Source organism: Actinomadura sp. KC345 (assembly GCF_004348515.1).
Taxonomy (GTDB): Bacteria; Actinomycetota; Actinomycetes; order Streptosporangiales; family Streptosporangiaceae; genus Spirillospora.
Genome location: NZ_SMKH01000056.1, coordinates 16,803 through 32,931 on the forward strand (window position 1 = coordinate 16,803; position 16,129 = coordinate 32,931).

The following is a 16,129-nucleotide window of genomic DNA, read 5'->3' on the forward strand; positions in this document are numbered from 1 at the left end:
GGCCGTCCCGAGCGGATCAGGTCATCGGTCCGGCGAACGAGAATCCAGAGCGCCCACGCACCCAGCAAGCGGGAAGTATGCAGTCACCTGGTCAGAAGAAGTCCATCGCAGGCACCCTCCTCAACCTCGTCGGCAGCCGCACGAAGGGCCCCGGCCCGGCCGCCGCGCCCGCTCCCGATCCGGCGAGCGGGGGCAAGGACGGGGACGTCGTCCAGCCCGCCGCCGGGGAGGGGGCGCTGGAGAACCATCTGGGCGGGGACGAGGCCCGCAACTACCGCAAGTACGAGTACGAGACCGTCGCGCCGCACGTCGGGCGGTCCATGCTGGAGGTCGGCTCGGGTCTCGGGCACTTCTCCGAGCAGTTCGCCGGGCGCCTCGACTACCTCGTCGTCAGCGACAACGACCCGTACTGCGTCGGCCGGCTGCGCGAGCGCTACGACGGCGACGACGAGGTCGAGGTCATCGACCTGGCGCTGCCCGCCGACATCGTGATCCGGCGGAAGGTCGACACCGTCGTGATGATGAACGTCCTGGAGCACATCAAGGACGACGTCCAGGCGCTGCGCGACCTCGCCTCCGTCACCGAGCCCGGCGGCCGGATCGTCATCTGGGTTCCCGGCTACATGCAGCTCTACGGGGACTTCGACCGCAAGGTCGGGCACGTCACCCGGTACACGCCGAAGACGCTGGAGGCGTCCGTCCGCGAGGCCGGGCTCGAACCCGAGGTGCTCAAGCCGATCAACTTCCTGGGCGGGATCGCCTGGTGGTTCGCGGTCCGCCGCGGCGGCGCCGGCTACCCCGACCCCAAGCTCGTCAAGATCTACGACCGGACGGTCGTGCCGCTCACCCGCACCATCGAGCGCGTGGTCAAGCCGCCGTTCGGGCAGACGGTGTTCTGCGTCGCGCGCGTCCCGCGCTGACGCGCCGGGAAGCTCCGGAACGGGGACGGGTCACGGAACGCGGCCCGTCCCCGTCGCTTTTTCCCACGCCCGGAACCGGTATGTCGTCCGCCGCTCCGCGGCCTTCCGGGCACGACACTGGGCAGTGGCCGGAACGGCCCCGGACCGCCTCTCCTGGCGGAGGAGCACCGCCTGCTTCCGTGGTCCGCGGCCGTGAAGGCCGGCCACGAAGTTCCCGTGTGGTCCGACGATTCGGGGCGGGGGTCCCGCGGAGGGGAGACCCCCGCCACCGAACCACCAACGCCACGGAACCACGGGTGCGGATCAGGAGACGGGGGCGGCGTCCTGACCGGTATGGGCGGTGAACAGGGCTAGGCGGTGGGCGGTGGCGGCGGCCTCGCCGCGGCTCGCCACGTCCAGCTTCCCGAGGATGTTCGAGACGTGCACGCTGGCGGTCTTCACCGAGATGAACAGCGCGTCGGCGATATCGCGGTTGCTGCGGCCCTCGGCGACCAGGCGCAGCACCTCGTACTCGCGCGGCGTGAGCCCGAGCGGCGCGGACGACTCGCTCGCGCGCGGCGTCCGGGTGCGGCGCAGCAGGTCGGCGACGCGCTCGCCGAGCGGGACGGCGCCGAGGCCGTCCGCCAGCTCCGCCGCCGTCCGCAGCCAGTCCGCCGCGACCTGGTGCCCGTCCGCCCGGTGGTCACCAGAGCCGTCGTCGCCCGGGTCCAGGTCGCCGCCCGCCAGCGCGGCCTCCGCCGCGTGGAACAGCGCTCGCGCACGGTTGTACGGGTTGCCGAGGGCCTCCCATGCCGCCGCGGCCTCCGTCCAGGCGGCCACGTCGAGGACGCCCCGGGCGCGGGACGCCTCGGCGCGGAACGTGAGGCGGTGCGCCTGCTGGAGCGGGCCGTCGGCGTCGAGGCGAGCCGCGCGTTCCTCGATCCGCCGCAGGTCGTCGCCCGCGTCGCGCAGTTCGGCGCAGACCGTCGCGCCGGCGACCAGCACCGGCCAGCTGTAGCGGGCGTCGTCGGGCAGGCCGGGGTTGTCGAGGACGGGACGCACCGCGTCCAGGGCGGCCTCGGGGCGCCCCTCGGCGAGCGCCAGGCACGCCTCAAGCCAGAGCGTGCTGAAGTAGTCCTGGGTCTTCAGCCACTTCATCTTGAGGTTCATGATCTCGCCGGCCACGGCCAGCCGCTCGCGCGCGGTGGCGAGGTCCCCGCGCGACATCGCCACCCAGCCGGACAGGACGAGCAGCGACGTCCGGGTCGTGACGGCCGGGTCCTGCTCCATGGCGTGGTTCAGCACGGCGACGGCCTCGTCCCACCGGCCGAGCGAGACCAACGGCTCGGCCTGGTTGATGGACAGGAACGTGCCCTGCGTACGGGCCACGCCGTACTCGCGGGAGAGTTCGATGCCGCGTCCGGCGACCGCGACGGCCTCCTCGTGCCGGCCCGCGCCCTCGAGGAAGTGGGACCTGATCACGTGGCACCGGAGCATCACCCGGTGGTCGCCCGTGCTCTCCGCCGTCTTCTCGACCTCGGAGAGATGGGAGTCGTCCGCGTAGTCGATCTCGACGCAGAACCGGGTGATCAGCGCCTCCGCCTCGGCGAGGGGGTCGGTGAGCTTGCGCGCGATGGTCAGGGACTCGGCCGCCGCCCGGTGGGCCTCCTCGATGTCGGGGGTGAGTCGGACGTAGTTCCCCAGCGTGGACAGCGCCCGTGCTCGCAGCGCGGTCGGCGGGTCGGCCGGGAGCATCGACACCGCGGCCCGCAGGTCCTCGACGAATCCCGGGCGGGCCATCTGGTAGCGCATGCGGCCGCGCAGCACGAGCATCATCGCCACGCGTGCCGGGTCGCGCTCGCCGTCCCCGGCTCTGTCCCCGGATCTGTCCTCGTAGCCGACTTCGCGGAGCGCGGCGGTGACGAGCTTGATGCCGCGGTCGAACTCGCCCGCCTCGTCCGCGGCGGCCGCCGCCTTCTCCAGGACGGTGACCTGGTCCGCGCCGATGCGTTCCGCCGCGTCCGGGACCTGGTCCCACAGTTCGAGGACGCGCGACAGCATCGCGAGGCACTCGGCGTACGCGACGGCCTTGCGCGCGTCGGCGGCGGCGCGCCAGGACGCGACCAGGGCCCACGTACTGTCGTGGGCCGCCTTCCAGTGGTAGCTCAGTTCGACCCAGAGCCGTCCGGACGGGACGAGCCCGGGGTCGTTCTCCAGCGCCTCGGCGTAGCGGCGGTGGAGGCGCGTGTACTCGCCCGGCAGGAGGTCGTCGTGGACGGCCTCGCGGATCAGCGCGTGCCGGAACGCGTAGCCGTCTCCATCCACGACCAGCACGTTCGCGGCGACCGCGGGACGCAGCACGCGGGTCAGCGCGGCGTCCCCGAGCCCGGTGACGACCGCCAGCAGCGCGTGCTCGATGCGGGTGCCGCCGCCGCTCGCGTCCCGCAGGACGTCCTGCGTCTCCTCCGGAAGCCGCTGGACGCCGGCCAGCAGCAGATCGCGCAGCGACTCGGGAAGCTCGCTCGCCAGCGTCCCGTCGTCGTCGAGGAGGGCTTCGACGAACAGCGGATTGCCCTCGCTGCGGGCGGCGATGCGCTCGACGAGGCCGGACGGCGGCGGCTGGCCGAGCAGCTCGGTGACGAGCGCGCCGATGTCCGTGCGGGACAGCGGCGCGATCTCCGTCCGCCGGACGCGCTCGACCCGCTCCAGCCCGGCGAGCAGCGGACGCAGCGGATGGGTGCGGTGCAGCTCGTCCGACCGGTACGTCACGACGATCAGGACCGGCGCGGTACCGAGGTTGCGGATCAGGAAGGCCAGCAGGTCGCGGGTGGAGCGGTCCGCCCAGTGGGCGTCCTCGACGACGAGCACGACAGGGCCGCGCTCGGCCAGGCGCTCCAGCAGCGTCAGCATGACCTCGAACAGCCGTGCGCGCTCCTCGCCGGACGCGGCGTCGGACTCCGGCTCCCCGAACTCGGGCAGCAGCCGGGCGAGGCCGCCGGTGTCACCGCGCGGGACGAGTTCGGCGACGCCGTCGATGCCGACGTCGCGGACGAGGCAGCGCAGGACGGTCGTGAACGGCGCGAACGGCAGTCCGTCCGAGCCGAGCTCCAGGCAACCGCCGGTGAGGACCCGGGCGCGTCCGCCGACACGCTCGGTGAACTCGCGGATCAGCCGGGTCTTGCCGAGCCCCGCGTCGCCGCCGACGAGCACGGCCCCCGGCGCGGCGGCGAGCCCGTCCTCCAGCTCCCGCAACTCGGCCGACCTGCCGACCAGGACGGGACTCATCACACGTGGGCTCACGCCACAAGCATGCCAAACGAGTCGGACATTCCCACCTGCTTTTCACCCTGTGAGACGCCGCCCACCGGTCAGGCGGCGGCGGCTCCGAACTCCGCGGCCAGCCGCTTGTTGCCGCCGAGCACCCCGGCCCAGCCGAGCGCGCCGCCGTCCTTGAAATACGCGTCCCGCGCCTGCCCCTGATCGTCGTAGCGGACGTGCACCCACCTGTTCGTGCCCATCTGCGTGCGTCCGACGGAGATGATCGAGCCCCCGACGGCCCGGGACTTGCCGGTGAACTGGAAGGTGCCCCGCTGGATGGACAGGGAGCCCCGGTCCTCCCAGGCCGGAACGTTCACGGCGGCGGCCGAGCGGTACCAGACGTTGTCCCTCATGCGTCCTCCTCGTCGGGCTCATGTCACACCCGCATTAGATTCACCGCGCTGATCCCGGGTTCGCGGGCGATCCACGCGCCCTGCCCGACGAGGCGTCTTGCACGGCGGGCCTCGCCCGGACGGTCGAACCCGACGACCGCGCACGGCGCGGAACGTCTCCACAGACCACAGGCACGTCCGCGCTCGGCGCGGAGTAGCCACAAAGGAAAAGAGAATCATGAACAACAACATCATCGCGGCCGTTGTCGCCGGCATCGTCTTGATCATCTGTCTACTCGACGGCAGCGGCTTCATCTCCATGGTCGTCGGGGGCGCACTTTTCTTCGCCGGCTGGGAGCACGCCAAACGCGAATGGACTGACAAGAAGGCGTCCTTCGGGCACCGCGCCACCGGCCCGGTCGCCCTCACCGTCTGCGTCCTTATCGCGGTGCAGGCCGCCGACCTGAGCGGATTCGTTGGCGATGTCGCCAGGGGGTTCTGCTTCGCCATCCTCATCAAGTGCGTCTTGTTCTTCTCCAAGGACTGACGCCGTGCCTCAAGGTGAGAATCGCCAAGGCCCGTCAGCGCCCTGGCCCGGAAACGAAGGGCGGCTCTCGGGCCGCCTTTCCCTTGTCCGGCGTGCCGACCGGCCGGCACGGGCCGGGTGGCGGCTCTCCCGCTCGCCGCCACTGAGCACCCCGGGCGCGCCGCCGTCCATGAGGCACGCGTCCTCCGGCGGACTGGAACGTGCCCTGCCCAATGCTCGGCGACCCTCGATCCTCCCAGGCCGGAGCTTTCACGGCGGCGGCCGAGGAGTCGCGGTGCGCCTCACGGGTCCCCGGGCCTTGCACAGACGGCCCCACTCGGGACGATCATTAGTGACGACCGTACACGGCGCGGATCGTCCCACACACCACAGACACCTCGTGCACGGCACACCAAGAACTCACAAAGGAAAATTCACAATGCAGAAGCAGAACATCATCATCCCCGTCGCCGCCCTTTTCGTCGGCGGACTCATCGTTGCCGTCAACGGCTTCTTCGACTCCATCTTTATGGCCGTCGGAATCACCCTGTTTCTCGTGTGCTACCGGAAGAACAAGCGCGCGTGGGACAACCTCCCCAAGGGAGCGTCGGCCGAAGAGCGTCCGCTCCTCAGCACGATCATCCTCGTCGCCCTCTCCGTCGTCGCTGTCTTCTCCAGCACCGGCCGGGGCTTCGTCAGCGACATCGCCCTCGGGTTCGGCGGCACCGCCCTGCTCATGGGTCTGACCCTGTTCTTCAAGTCCAAGAAGGCCTCGAAGTAGAACCACCGAAGCTCACCCGAGCTTCGGTCCGAACAAAGGCGGCCCCCTCGGGCCGCTTTTCCTTTCCCGCGGCCCCGGCCACGCCCGGGGGCGCTGTTGACGAGACGTCCAAGCCGCGCGACGCTGACGGGTGCGGCCGCGTCGGGCTGCGTTGTCGCTGCGTTCTCGCAGGTCTTGAGGCTGGAGGTGCGACACGTGCGGTTCTCGCTCTTCTACGAGCACCAACTGCCGCGACCGTGGGGTGACGGGCAGGAGTTGAAGCTCTACCAGGACGCGCTCGACCAGGTGGAGATCGCCGACCGGGTGGGGTTCGACTACGTCTGGGAAGTGGAGCACCACTTCCTGGAGGAGTACTCGCATTCGTCGGCGCCGGAGGTGTTCCTGGCGGCGGCGTCGCAGCGGACGAAGCGGATACGGCTCGGGCACGGCATCGTCCAGTTGCCTCCCGCCGTCAACCATCCCGCCCGGATCGCCGAGCGCATCGCGACACTCGATCTGGTCTCGAACGGCCGCGTCGACTTCGGGACGGGCGAATCCAGTTCGAGCGCGGAACTCGGCGGGTTCGGCGTGCGCCGCACCGACAAGCGCGCCCAGTGGCAGGACGCGATCGACGCCGTCACCAGGATGTTCGTCGAGGAGCCGTTCGCGGGCTGGAACTCCCCCGACATCCAGATGCCACCGCGCAACGTGCTGCCGAAGACCGTCCAGAAACCCCATCCCCCGCTCTGGGTCGCGTGCTCGCGCCGGGAGACCATCCAGTTCGCCGCCCGCAACGGCATCGGGGCCCTCTCGTTCTCGTTCGTGGAACCCGAGGACGCGGCAAAATGGGTGGACGAGTACTACCGCATCCTCGCGTCGGAGGCATGCGTCCCGGCGGGCTTCGCGGTGAACCCGAACGTGACCGTCGTCCTGCCGATGATGCTGCACGAGGACGAGGCCACCGCGATCGACCGCGGCATCGACGGTGCGCACTTCTTCGCGTTCGCCCTCGCGCACTATTACGGCACCACACCGCACGATCCGGGACGCACCGACGTCTGGCAGGAGTTCCTGGACCGGCGCGACGCCCGGGGCTTCTCCCGCGAGCAGATCATCGCCAACGCCGGAACGCTCAACGTCAACGTCGGCTCCCTCCGCGGCGCCGTCGGCACGCCCGGCCAGGTGATCGAGCTGATCCGGCGCTACGAGTCGGCCGGCGTCGACCAGATCTCCTTCGTCCTCCAGTCGGGCCCGAACAAGCACGAGCACATCTGCGAGACCCTCGAACTGTTCGGGAAGGCCGTCCTCCCGCACTTCACCGAAGGCCGGGACGAACGCGAGGCGGCCAAAGCCGAACGCCTGGCCCCCGCCATCGAAGCCGCCCTCGCCCGCCGGAAGCCGGCCCGCACGGTGCCGCCCGGCTACCGCATCGACGAGGACGCGGAGGTCGCCCGCGCACGCCGCCGGAGTCGCCGTCCCGCCCGCGAGGACGTCCGCGCCGCGGGCCGCAGGCGATTCAGGCAGGGCTTCTACACACTCGTCCACGGCCGGACCGACGCCCAGATCGAACGGCGTTTCGGCCCGAACGCCCAACGCCTCTTCTTCGCAGGAATGGCCCGCGCCTACGATCCGTCCGCCTCGGGCGGTTTCACCGGCGAACTGGAGTTCCGCCTGACCAGCACGGTCGGAAAGACCAGCCGTTCGGAGACCAGCGGCTCGCAGACCAGCGGCTCCCAGACGACTTGGACGCTCCAGATCGGCAGGACCCGCGCTCGCGCTCGCCAGGGCCCGGCGAAGGACCCGGCCCTCACCCTCACGAGGGCGACGGCCGACTTCCTGCGGACTCTCGCCGGCGACGCCAACCCGGCGTCCCTCCTCATGGACGGCCGCCTGGAACTGCGCGGCGATGTCGAACTGGCGCCGCGCCTCAGCGAGATGTTCGGCGGCCCGTCCCCCTACTGAGACGGCGGTGGCCGTGGTCCCCCGATCACCACGGCCACCACTTACTCAGACGCCCGCCCACGGCGCCCGAGTTCGCGCTCCCTGGCAATTCGATCTGATCCGGGATCACCCGGCACCGACCACAGCCCGCCCACCGGCCCACGGCCTGCCTTTCCAGCGGCCTGCCAGTTCCAGGCCGGTCAGTTCCAGAGGTCGGCGAGGACGTCGTTCAGCCTGCCCGGGGAGTCGACGTGGGGATAATGCGCCGAGCTCGCGATGGACATGTGACGGGCTCCGATGCGGTCGGCGGTGACCCGTGCGCACGCCATGAGAGGGACGCCGCCGCGCTCGCGATAGAGATCGGGGGCGGACTCCCAGGCTCCGGAGACCACCAGTTTGGGGCACGGTGCCGCTCGCAGGGCGGGCAGGGGGATCCCGGCCTCCCAGCACACACGTTCACGCAGGGCGGTGGCGGCCGCGCGCAGCCGTCGCCCGCTCTCCTCCATCGGCGCCGCGCCGACCGACTCGGCCGCCGAGCGCAGGTACTCCTCCGGCGTCATCTCGGGGAGGTCGGCGTATGCGGCACGGTTGGCGCGCAGCGCCGCCGCCACATCCGGATGGTCGGCCGCCGCCTGGTAGCAGCCGGGTTCGATCAAGGTGAGCGACCGCACCGCCTCTGGCATGCGGGCGGCGGCGATCATGACGCCGACTCCGCCGTAAGAGTGGCCGACCAGGTGCGCGCCGCCGTACCCGAGCAGTTCGGCGATGTCGTCGGCATCGGCGAGGTAGTCGGCGGGGAACGGCTCGCCCGCGTCGGGACTGTCGCCGTACCCGCGCCGGTCCATCAGCAGCAGCCGGAAACGGCCGGCGAGCGGACGCTGGGCGCCGAACCCGTACACCGGGTCGTCGCCCCAGCTGGTCGAGCCGTGCACGAAGATCACGCGCGGCGCCGCCTCGGGACCCAGCGCCGTCACATGGACGTCGCCCGGCAGCGCCCCGTTCGGGCGGAACATACACCCCTCCTCAACGATGTGCTAAACGATGTTCAATACACATTGAACACTGTATAGAAGAGCTGAGCGGCGATAGTCAAGCCGGTACGGTGATCCCGTGCCATCCACAGAGACGCCCGGCGGGTCGGTCTGGCTGCGTCCCGAACGGCCTCCGCGCGACCGTCGGCTCAGCCGGCACCGGGTCGTCGACACGGCCGTCGCCGTCCTGGACGCCGAGGGGCACCGCGGGTTGTCCATGCGCAGGATCGCCGCCGAACTCGGCGTGACCGCCGGTTCGCTGTACTGGTACGTCCGCACGAAGGACGACCTGCTGGAACTGGCACTGGACCGGGTGCTCGGCGAGGTCGACGCCGACCTGGACGAGCCGGACTGGCGGCACGCGCTCGCCACCCTGGCCCGGAGCAACCGGGCGATGCTGCTGCGGCACCCCTGGGCGCTGTCGGAACTGACCGTCCGCCCGAACCTCGGGCCGAACGCGCTGGCGCTCGCGGAGACCGGCCTGCGACAGCTGGCGAGCACCGGTTTCGCCGACGAGGACCTGGACGCCGCGATGGCCATGATCAATGACCACGTGGTCGGCGCGGTCATCGCCGAGGTCGCCTGGCGGGACGCCCTGGCGCGCATGGACGAGACCGGAACCGACTGGAGCGAACGCGTCCCCGCCTATCTGCAGGAGATCACTGACCGCCACCCGATGCTGTCCCGCCGGATGGCCGCTGCCACCAAACCCGACGTGGAACGCGAAAGCGAGCGACGCTTCGAGTTCGCCCTGACATGCCTCCTGGACGGCTTGGCCGCACGCCGCCCCACATGACCGGCCCCTGACAACGCCGCTCTCCCCACTCCTCTCCCGAAGATCACTGGTCCGGCCGGCGAGGCGAGCAACCCAACGCGGACGGCAGACACGGCGTCCGGTCAGCGGGAACCCTCGCTCCCGGGGCCCTTACCGGCCAGGAACTCGGCTACTTGGCGGACGGGCGTCCGGCGACGAGATCGCTCAGCCGGTCACCGAGCCGCTGGACGGGCAGCCGGTACCGGCGTTCACGGACCCGCGCCCGCTTCTCCTTCCGCGAGCCGGGCGAGTACCGGCGCCGCGCCCAGGGCGAGTCCGGGCGTGCCAGCCGGACCGCCCCGGCCAGCGCGACCACGCCGACGAAGAGCCCGAGGACGCCCGTCCAGATCTTGCCCTTGAGCAGGGCGATCACGGCCAGGCAGGCATTGAGCGTGAGGGCGAGGACGATGACCCACAACCCGTCCCCGGCGACCTCGTCCGCCCCCAGCGGCCGGAGCCCCAACAACAGCAACCCGCACAGGGCGACGGTGACGAACACGACCTCGACCGACAGGCGGCCCTGCTCACTCCAGTAGACGTCCCGCAGGTAGAACACCAGTGCGAACTCGTCCAGCACCAGGGCCGCGCCGACCCCGAACAACGCGGCGGCCGTCGCCGCCCACCCGGACGCCCCGTCCTCGATGGCAAGCCCGCCGACACCGCCGACGCACATGAACACGAGGCCGAACACGGCGTGGTGGATGTGCTGCCCGCCCGGCGCGACGTTCCCCGGCCACCACCGGACCTGCCGCCGGATCATCCGCACGCTGAACCTGATGAAGAGGAACCCCGCGATGAACGCCAGCAGAAAGCAGAACAACCGGAGCCGACCGGTGTCCGCGATCTCCCGTATGAACCACTCCCCCATACCGGGCCACCTTCCCGCCTGCGGGCAAAGCAAGCCCGCCCCGGGCCAAGGCAAGCCCGCACTCGGCGGTCGCCTACCGAAACTCCGCTCTCAGCAGCGCCCACACGCTTTTCCCCTCGAACTCCACCCGAACTCCATGCTCCTCGGACAGGAAATCGATAATCCCTCGGCCCCATCCACCCGGGTCCGGAACGTCATCGCCCAGCGGCCGTTCTGGCATAGACAGGTCGGGCTCGGAAGCCCGCGGCCTCTGCGACGAGCAATCCCACACCTCTACCCGGATGCCGTCCCCGGCGAGAGCCATCCGCAAGGTGACCGGCTTGTGGGGCGTGGCGCGCACCGCGTTCGTGAGCAGCTCCGACGCGATGAGCACGGCGGCCTCCACGGTCTCCTCCGCGAGCCCCCACTGAAGCGCCTGCGACTCGACGATCAGCCGCCCCTGCTGGACGACGTCCGGCGTGGCCAGAAATCCCCGCCGCAGGGCCCAAGGCCCCGCCACCGTCCTTTCCACTCGAACCAGAGAGAGCCCGTTATGTCGAACTCACCCTTTCTGGACCGCCGCCTGAAGATCATCCCCTTCACCACTCCCGTCGCTCGTCGTGTGCAATCAGCCACACATCGTGGGACTTTCTGGCTACCGTCGGAAGTGGGACCGGCTTTATCCAACTCGATACTTCCGGAGGGCAACTCATGGTGAATCGGAAGCAGCTCGACCCGACCGAGTCCGTGGCCGCGCTTTTCGGGGCAAAAGCTCCGAAAGCTCCGGGACGAAGCCGGACTTTCCCAGGCCCAACTCGCAGAAGCCGTCAACTACTCGAACGACACGATCTCCAAGGTGGAGACCGCCGCCCAGGCCCCGTCCGCCGAACTCGCCACGCGCCTCGACGCCCACTTCGGCACCGGCGACACCTTCCAGGAACTCCAGCCCCTCGCCGCCAAGGAGGGCACCCGACCTTCTTCCGCCCCTACGCCGACCTGGAGAACACCGCCAAGGCGGTTCGCGTCTACGAGCCCGTCGTCGTCACGGGCCTGCTTCAGATCGAGGAGTACGCCCGTGCAGTCCTGATGCCGGGCCAGTACACGAATGCGATCGACTTGGCGGTCGACGCACGCATGAACCGGCAGGAGGTCCTGCGGAGGAAAGAGCCTCCCTGGGTGGTGATCGTCATGCTCGAGTCGGTGATCCGGACGGAAGTCGGCAGCAAGGAGATCACTAAGGCCCAACTCGCTCGCGTCCTGGAACTCTCCCAGGAGCCCAACATCAACATCCTGGTCGTCCCGGACGGATCACAGGTCTTTCCCGCGGCGGGCTTCACCCTATTCACCCTGGCGGACGAACCCGAGATCGGGTTCGTGGAGAGCGCGGGCGGCACCGGCCGGGTGATCGAACTAGGCTCTCAGGTGGAGGAACTTCGACGATTGTGGGACTTGATCGGCAGCTCCGCTCTGACCGATTCGGCCTCACGTGATCTGATCCGAGAGGTGATGGAGGGTCTGTGAACGATCTGAAGCGCATCGCATGGCGCAAGAGCAGTCACAGCAGCCAAGAGGGCGGCACATGTGTCGAGGTGGCCAACCTCAGCACCACCGTCGCCGTCCGAGACAGCACCGACCCGGCCGGGCCGATCCTCCGGTTCGGCCGTCCCGCCATCGCCGGGCTCGTCGGACGCATCAGGGCCGGCGAACTCGACCGATGACCGTCCCCCTCAACGGCCCCCTCTCCGGAGGGGGCTTTCGTTCGGAGATCGGCGGGATACCGGGGCGGGCGAGGGTGGCGAGATGAACATCGTCGTGGACGACCTGTCCCGTCCGGAGATCGCCGCGTTCCTCAACGATCACGTTCGGGAGATGCGGGCCATCACGCCGCTGGAGAGCAAGCACGCACTCGACCTCGACGCCCTGCGCGAACCCGAGGTCACGTTCTGGTCGGTGATGGACGGCCAATCGGTGGTGGGGTGCGGCGCCATCAAGAAGCTGGACGCCTTCCACGCCGAGTTGAAGTCGATGCGGACGGCACCGACGCGCAAACGGAGTGGGATCGCGTCCTCGCTGATGGAACACATCCTTACCGAGACCAAGCGCATGGGGTTCACCCAACTGAGCCTGGAGACCGGATCCGCCGAGTTCTTCCTCCCCGCAAGGAAGCTGTACGAGAGGTTCGGCTTCACCTACTGCGCTCCCTTCGCGGACTACAAGCCCGACCCGAACAGCGTCTTCATGACACGCCCGCTTTAGCGATCTTGCACTTCTCCGACTATCCGAGAGGCCTTACCACTGTCACCTAGGAATCCGGGCTGGCTCAGACACACAGTGCAACTGTTCGATAGCATTGAGTCATGTGTTCGACCGATGGGATCGATGTGGCGTCGATGTCCACCAGTGAGCTGGTGGACGCGGCGGCGACGATCGCGGCCGAACTCACCCTCCGGGACGCGCCCGACTCCCCAGCAGAGTGCATGCGCGATGCCGAGACCCTGGCCCGAGCAACCGACCTGCACGAAAGCGCCTTGGCTGGGCTGATCGGCCGGGTGGACGCAGCCGGTGAGATGCGCCGCTGGGGTTACCCGTCCGCCCGCAGTTGGCTGCGCTCGCGGCTCGGCATGCGCGAGGCCCGCGCCAAGGAACGCCTCAACCTGGCCCGGCAGCGCCACCGCCTCCCCAACGTCACCACACGACTCGCCCGCGGGGAACTCTCCTACGGCTACGCCGCCACCATCGCCACCGCCGTCGCCCGCCTGAACGACGCCGACTGCACAGCCGCGGAAGAGATCCTCCTCGACCTGACCCGGCAAGGCTTCTCCGCCGGAAAGATCGCCGCCTTCGGCGACCGCATCACCGACCTGATCGCCGAACGCGACGGCACCGAAACCCCTGATGAAGACTCCCGGCGAGGCTACGAACGCTCCTGGATCGACTCCACCCGCTCCCTGGACGGCGGCCGCCACCTCAAAGGCTGGCTCAACGCCGAGGACGCCGCCGTCTGGGACGGCACCCTCGCGCCGCTGGCCAAGCCCGCGGGTACCGACGACCCCCGAGATCTGTCCGAGCGGACTGCGGCGGCACTGATCAGTGTTCTGTCAGGCGGGCACAAGGCCACCAAGGTCACCGTCATCTGTGACCTGAACACCCTGACAGGCGGATCCGTCCCAGCGCGCCTCACCGACGGGACACCGATCCCGGCCGAGCAGGCCCGCCGTATCGCCCTGTCGGCCGGTGTCTCTCCACTCATCCTGGGACGCGGCAACATCCCGCTCTACCTGGGGCACCGGGAGCGGTTCGCCTCCCCAGGCCAGCGCCGTGTACTGGAGACGCTGTACGCCACATGCGCGGTCGAAGGCTGCGAAGTCCCCGGGACATTGTGCGAGGCCGACCACGTCGATGGCTGGGCGCTCGGCCACAGCCCCACCGACATCGACAAACTCGCCCTTACATGCGGTTGGCACAACCGCTGGAAGGCGGCCAACCCCGCGCATATCCACATCGCCAAGGGACGGGACGGGCGCTACATCTACCACGTCCGGCCACCGGACGCCCCTGGTCCACCGCCACAGACGCCGCGCGCCACGGACCTGTGGAGTCCGGCAGCAAACCACCGGGTTCGGCTACGGCCTCGCCGACTCCAGCCCGGCCCCGCCCGCGGCCGACGACAGGCAGCCGGCCCCTGAACCATCCGCGACGGATCACCGCCGAAGCTTCATCGAACGCTCACTCGTCAACCTCACTGACCACCGAGATCACCCGAAGCTTTCATCGAAGGCGGTTGACGGCCGATACACGCGAACTCAACAACGCGCGGCGTCACGTGGGACTCGGAAATCATCTGGGCGCGGCATCACGTGGACGCGGAAATCACCCGAACACGGCATCATCTGGGCGCGGAGAATCACCCGGACACGGCACCACCCGGACACGGCACCACCCGGACACGGCACCACCCGGACACGGCACCACCCGGACACGGCACCACTCGGACACGGCACCACTCGGACACGGCAACGTCGACCAGCCCGCCAAGGCGCTGCCCAAGCTCGCCAAGGGGCGGAGAGACCAAGGAGCAGATCGGCTCCACGGCCTCCGTCTCCACCGCGACCAGCAGATCGGCGAGATGATCGCCGAGGCGATGAGCAAGGTGGCAAGGAAGGCACGAGGAAGGCGTCATCACGGTCAAGGAGAGCCAGACCTTCGGTCTGGGAGTTCGAACTGACCGAGGGGATGAGCTTCGGCAAGGGACACCTGACAAGGGCCACATGACAGGGGCTACATCTCGCATCACGTGGTGACCGCCTCCGTCTCGGCAGTCGAGGGGCTATCCGGCTGTCGGACGGGTGCAGTGCAGCCCGGGGACGAACGTAAATGGACGCGGTCCTGGAGGACTCGTCCATCCTTATCACTGAGGGCAAGCTGATCGTCCAGGGCAAGGCGTCGGTCAACCAGGATCCGCTGCACGTCCTCAAGGGCGTCATGCAGGACGGCAAGCCGCTGCCGATCATCGCGGAGGACGTCGAGGGCGAGGCGCTGGCCACCCTGGTCGTCAACAAGATCCGCGGGATCTTCAAGTCCGTCGCCGTGAAGGCGTCGGGCTCCGGCGACCACCGCACGGCCACACCCCCCGTAACACCGCCACGCCCCGCAACACCGCCAAGCTGACTGGGACGGTGTTGTGGCCCTCGCGGAGGTTGAGCCCGTGGATTTTCTGGAAGGCGTTTGCACCAGGGCAGCGGGATCGGGACCTCGATGTGGCCGCGGGTGGAGCCTGCGCTGCGTGAGTTGGAGGCTCCGGGGCCGCGGGGGGTTGTCGGTCGTGGGCGGTTTAATTTCGGGATGGCTGCACCAGATCTTGCGCGGCGGCTGCCCTCTATCGCGGTCGTCCGGGCGTTGAGTCAGTCGTTCGCCGTTCTCGACGCGGTCCTGAGTGCGGACGGGGACGCCACCTACGCCTTCGATGGGCGGTGGGCGGAGGACGAGGAACTCGCCTCGATGGACAACGGCAGCGGCGACGAGTACTCGATCGTCTTCTCTCCGGCCGGCGCCTTCGTCCGCGGGTTCGACCACGAGTCCCCCATGAGCCCGTACGCCGGTGAAGACCACGAGCTGTGGCCTGGCCTGGTCGAGTCGGTCCCGGAGCGGTTCGCCGGCCAGGCCGCCGAACCGGCCTTCAGCGACGAGGACGGCTTCCTGGTGGCCACCGTCTGCCTGTGGCGGCTGCACGACGATCCGGCATGGCGCACCGGCGATATCGAGTTCCCTCCAGAGGAGGAGAGCACGGACCCCGACGGATCGGACCGGCTGTTCACCCTCCTGGCCGAGGGCACTCCCGGTGCCTACTGCGCCTACGCCGCCGACTACTTCGAGGTCTCCCCCGATCCCGCCGCTGTGAAGGACGTCTTCGAACACCGTCCCCTGACCGACGGCCTCGTCCGGCGGCTCAACCCGCACGTCGATCTCGCCTCCCTAACCGAAATCCTCGGTGCCATCGGCTATCCCGTCGCCGGAGAGAGCGCCTAGCCGGATGAGGGCGGCTCCCCTGCCGCAATCACCCTGTCGGGGTGTGCCGGTATCGGAAGCCTGGCCGGACGTGCTGCACTCGGGGCTTCGGCACCGGGCCGGGTTGTCGGCCGCCCGCCCTGCGGGCGGTGGGGG

At 69.7% G+C, this 16,129-nt stretch carries 15 protein-coding genes and 2 pseudogenes; 12 read left to right on the plus strand and 5 right to left on the minus strand.

Translation table 11 applies throughout. The annotated features are described in order from the left end of the window. Window positions 1-77: 77 nt before the first annotated feature. The gene (locus tag E1281_RS12400) at window positions 78-920 is read left to right on the plus strand and encodes a class I SAM-dependent methyltransferase (RefSeq protein WP_131877538.1); all 843 of its coding nucleotides are present in this window, start codon (window positions 78-80) and stop codon (window positions 918-920) included. A gap of 303 nt (window positions 921-1,223) precedes the next feature. On the opposite strand, the gene E1281_RS42570 is transcribed toward E1281_RS12400, so the two are convergent. Together E1281_RS42570 and E1281_RS12410 are read right to left on the minus strand one after the other, a co-directional pair. Continuing rightward, entirely contained in the window at window positions 1,224-4,199 is a 2,976-nt protein-coding gene (locus E1281_RS42570) for a helix-turn-helix transcriptional regulator (protein WP_279433608.1), read from the minus strand. Between the two features lie 68 nt (window positions 4,200-4,267). Further along, window positions 4,268-4,570, minus strand: coding sequence for a hypothetical protein (locus tag E1281_RS12410; protein ID WP_131877540.1), 303 nt, complete (start codon window positions 4,568-4,570; stop codon window positions 4,268-4,270). A gap of 217 nt (window positions 4,571-4,787) precedes the next feature. Between E1281_RS12410 and E1281_RS12415 the strand changes: the two genes are divergently transcribed. From E1281_RS12415 to E1281_RS12425, 3 genes are all read left to right on the plus strand, one after another. Beyond that, window positions 4,788-5,096: a hypothetical protein gene (locus tag E1281_RS12415; RefSeq protein WP_131877542.1), complete on the plus strand. Its 309-nt coding sequence runs from the start codon at window positions 4,788-4,790 to the stop codon at window positions 5,094-5,096. 418 nt (window positions 5,097-5,514) lie between these two features. Continuing rightward, window positions 5,515-5,856 carry a hypothetical protein gene (locus E1281_RS12420; RefSeq protein ID WP_131877544.1) on the plus strand — a complete coding sequence of 114 codons (342 nt, stop codon included), beginning with the start codon at window positions 5,515-5,517 and terminating at the stop codon, window positions 5,854-5,856. Between the two features lie 195 nt (window positions 5,857-6,051). Continuing rightward, complete coding sequence (locus E1281_RS12425) at window positions 6,052-7,797, plus strand: LLM class flavin-dependent oxidoreductase (RefSeq protein ID WP_131877546.1); 1,746 nt, start codon at window positions 6,052-6,054, stop codon at window positions 7,795-7,797. A gap of 179 nt (window positions 7,798-7,976) precedes the next feature. Here the strand turns inward: E1281_RS12425 and E1281_RS12430 are convergent, their stop codons facing one another. Further along, window positions 7,977-8,789 (minus strand): alpha/beta hydrolase, encoded by an 813-nt coding sequence (locus E1281_RS12430; protein ID WP_131877548.1) that lies wholly within the window; start codon window positions 8,787-8,789, stop codon window positions 7,977-7,979. 97 nt (window positions 8,790-8,886) lie between these two features. On the opposite strand from E1281_RS12430, the gene E1281_RS12435 reads away from it, so the two are divergent. Next, the gene (locus tag E1281_RS12435; protein WP_131877550.1) at window positions 8,887-9,603 is read left to right on the plus strand and encodes a TetR/AcrR family transcriptional regulator; all 717 of its coding nucleotides are present in this window, start codon (window positions 8,887-8,889) and stop codon (window positions 9,601-9,603) included. A gap of 148 nt (window positions 9,604-9,751) precedes the next feature. On the opposite strand, the gene E1281_RS12440 is transcribed toward E1281_RS12435, so the two are convergent. Continuing rightward, window positions 9,752-10,489 carry a hypothetical protein gene (locus E1281_RS12440; protein ID WP_131877552.1) on the minus strand — a complete coding sequence of 246 codons (738 nt, stop codon included), beginning with the start codon at window positions 10,487-10,489 and terminating at the stop codon, window positions 9,752-9,754. 73 nt (window positions 10,490-10,562) lie between these two features. Further along, complete coding sequence (locus E1281_RS12445) at window positions 10,563-11,000, minus strand: ATP-binding protein (protein ID WP_165958886.1); 438 nt, start codon at window positions 10,998-11,000, stop codon at window positions 10,563-10,565. 186 nt (window positions 11,001-11,186) lie between these two features. Here E1281_RS12445 and E1281_RS12450 point away from each other — a divergent pair, with 186 nt between their 5' ends. The 7 genes and pseudogenes from E1281_RS12450 (at window position 11,187) to E1281_RS12485 (ending at window position 15,994) form a co-directional block, all read left to right on the plus strand. Further along, window positions 11,187-11,555, plus strand: a complete 369-nt coding sequence (locus E1281_RS12450) for a helix-turn-helix transcriptional regulator (protein WP_131877576.1) — start codon at window positions 11,187-11,189, stop codon at window positions 11,553-11,555. After that, a pseudogene (locus tag E1281_RS12455) lies at window positions 11,459-11,989 on the plus strand (DUF5753 domain-containing protein); the annotation flags it as partial. The gene E1281_RS12450 and the pseudogene E1281_RS12455, both read left to right, overlap by 97 nt. After that, entirely contained in the window at window positions 11,986-12,186 is a 201-nt protein-coding gene (locus tag E1281_RS12460; protein WP_131877558.1) for a DUF397 domain-containing protein, read from the plus strand. The pseudogene E1281_RS12455 and the gene E1281_RS12460, both read left to right, overlap by 4 nt. An 82-nt stretch (window positions 12,187-12,268) precedes the next feature. Continuing rightward, window positions 12,269-12,724, plus strand: a complete 456-nt coding sequence (locus E1281_RS12465; RefSeq protein ID WP_131877560.1) for a GNAT family N-acetyltransferase — start codon at window positions 12,269-12,271, stop codon at window positions 12,722-12,724. A 101-nt stretch (window positions 12,725-12,825) separates the two neighbouring features. Further along, window positions 12,826-14,154 carry an HNH endonuclease signature motif containing protein gene (locus E1281_RS12470; RefSeq protein ID WP_131877562.1) on the plus strand — a complete coding sequence of 443 codons (1,329 nt, stop codon included), beginning with the start codon at window positions 12,826-12,828 and terminating at the stop codon, window positions 14,152-14,154. A gap of 766 nt (window positions 14,155-14,920) precedes the next feature. Continuing rightward, window positions 14,921-15,091 (plus strand): annotated as a pseudogene (groEL, locus tag E1281_RS12480) (chaperonin GroEL); the annotation flags it as partial. A gap of 219 nt (window positions 15,092-15,310) precedes the next feature. Further along, a complete protein-coding gene (locus E1281_RS12485; protein ID WP_131877564.1) occupies window positions 15,311-15,994 on the plus strand; it encodes a hypothetical protein in 684 nt (227 codons plus the stop codon). Window positions 15,995-16,129: the final 135 nt, after the last annotated feature.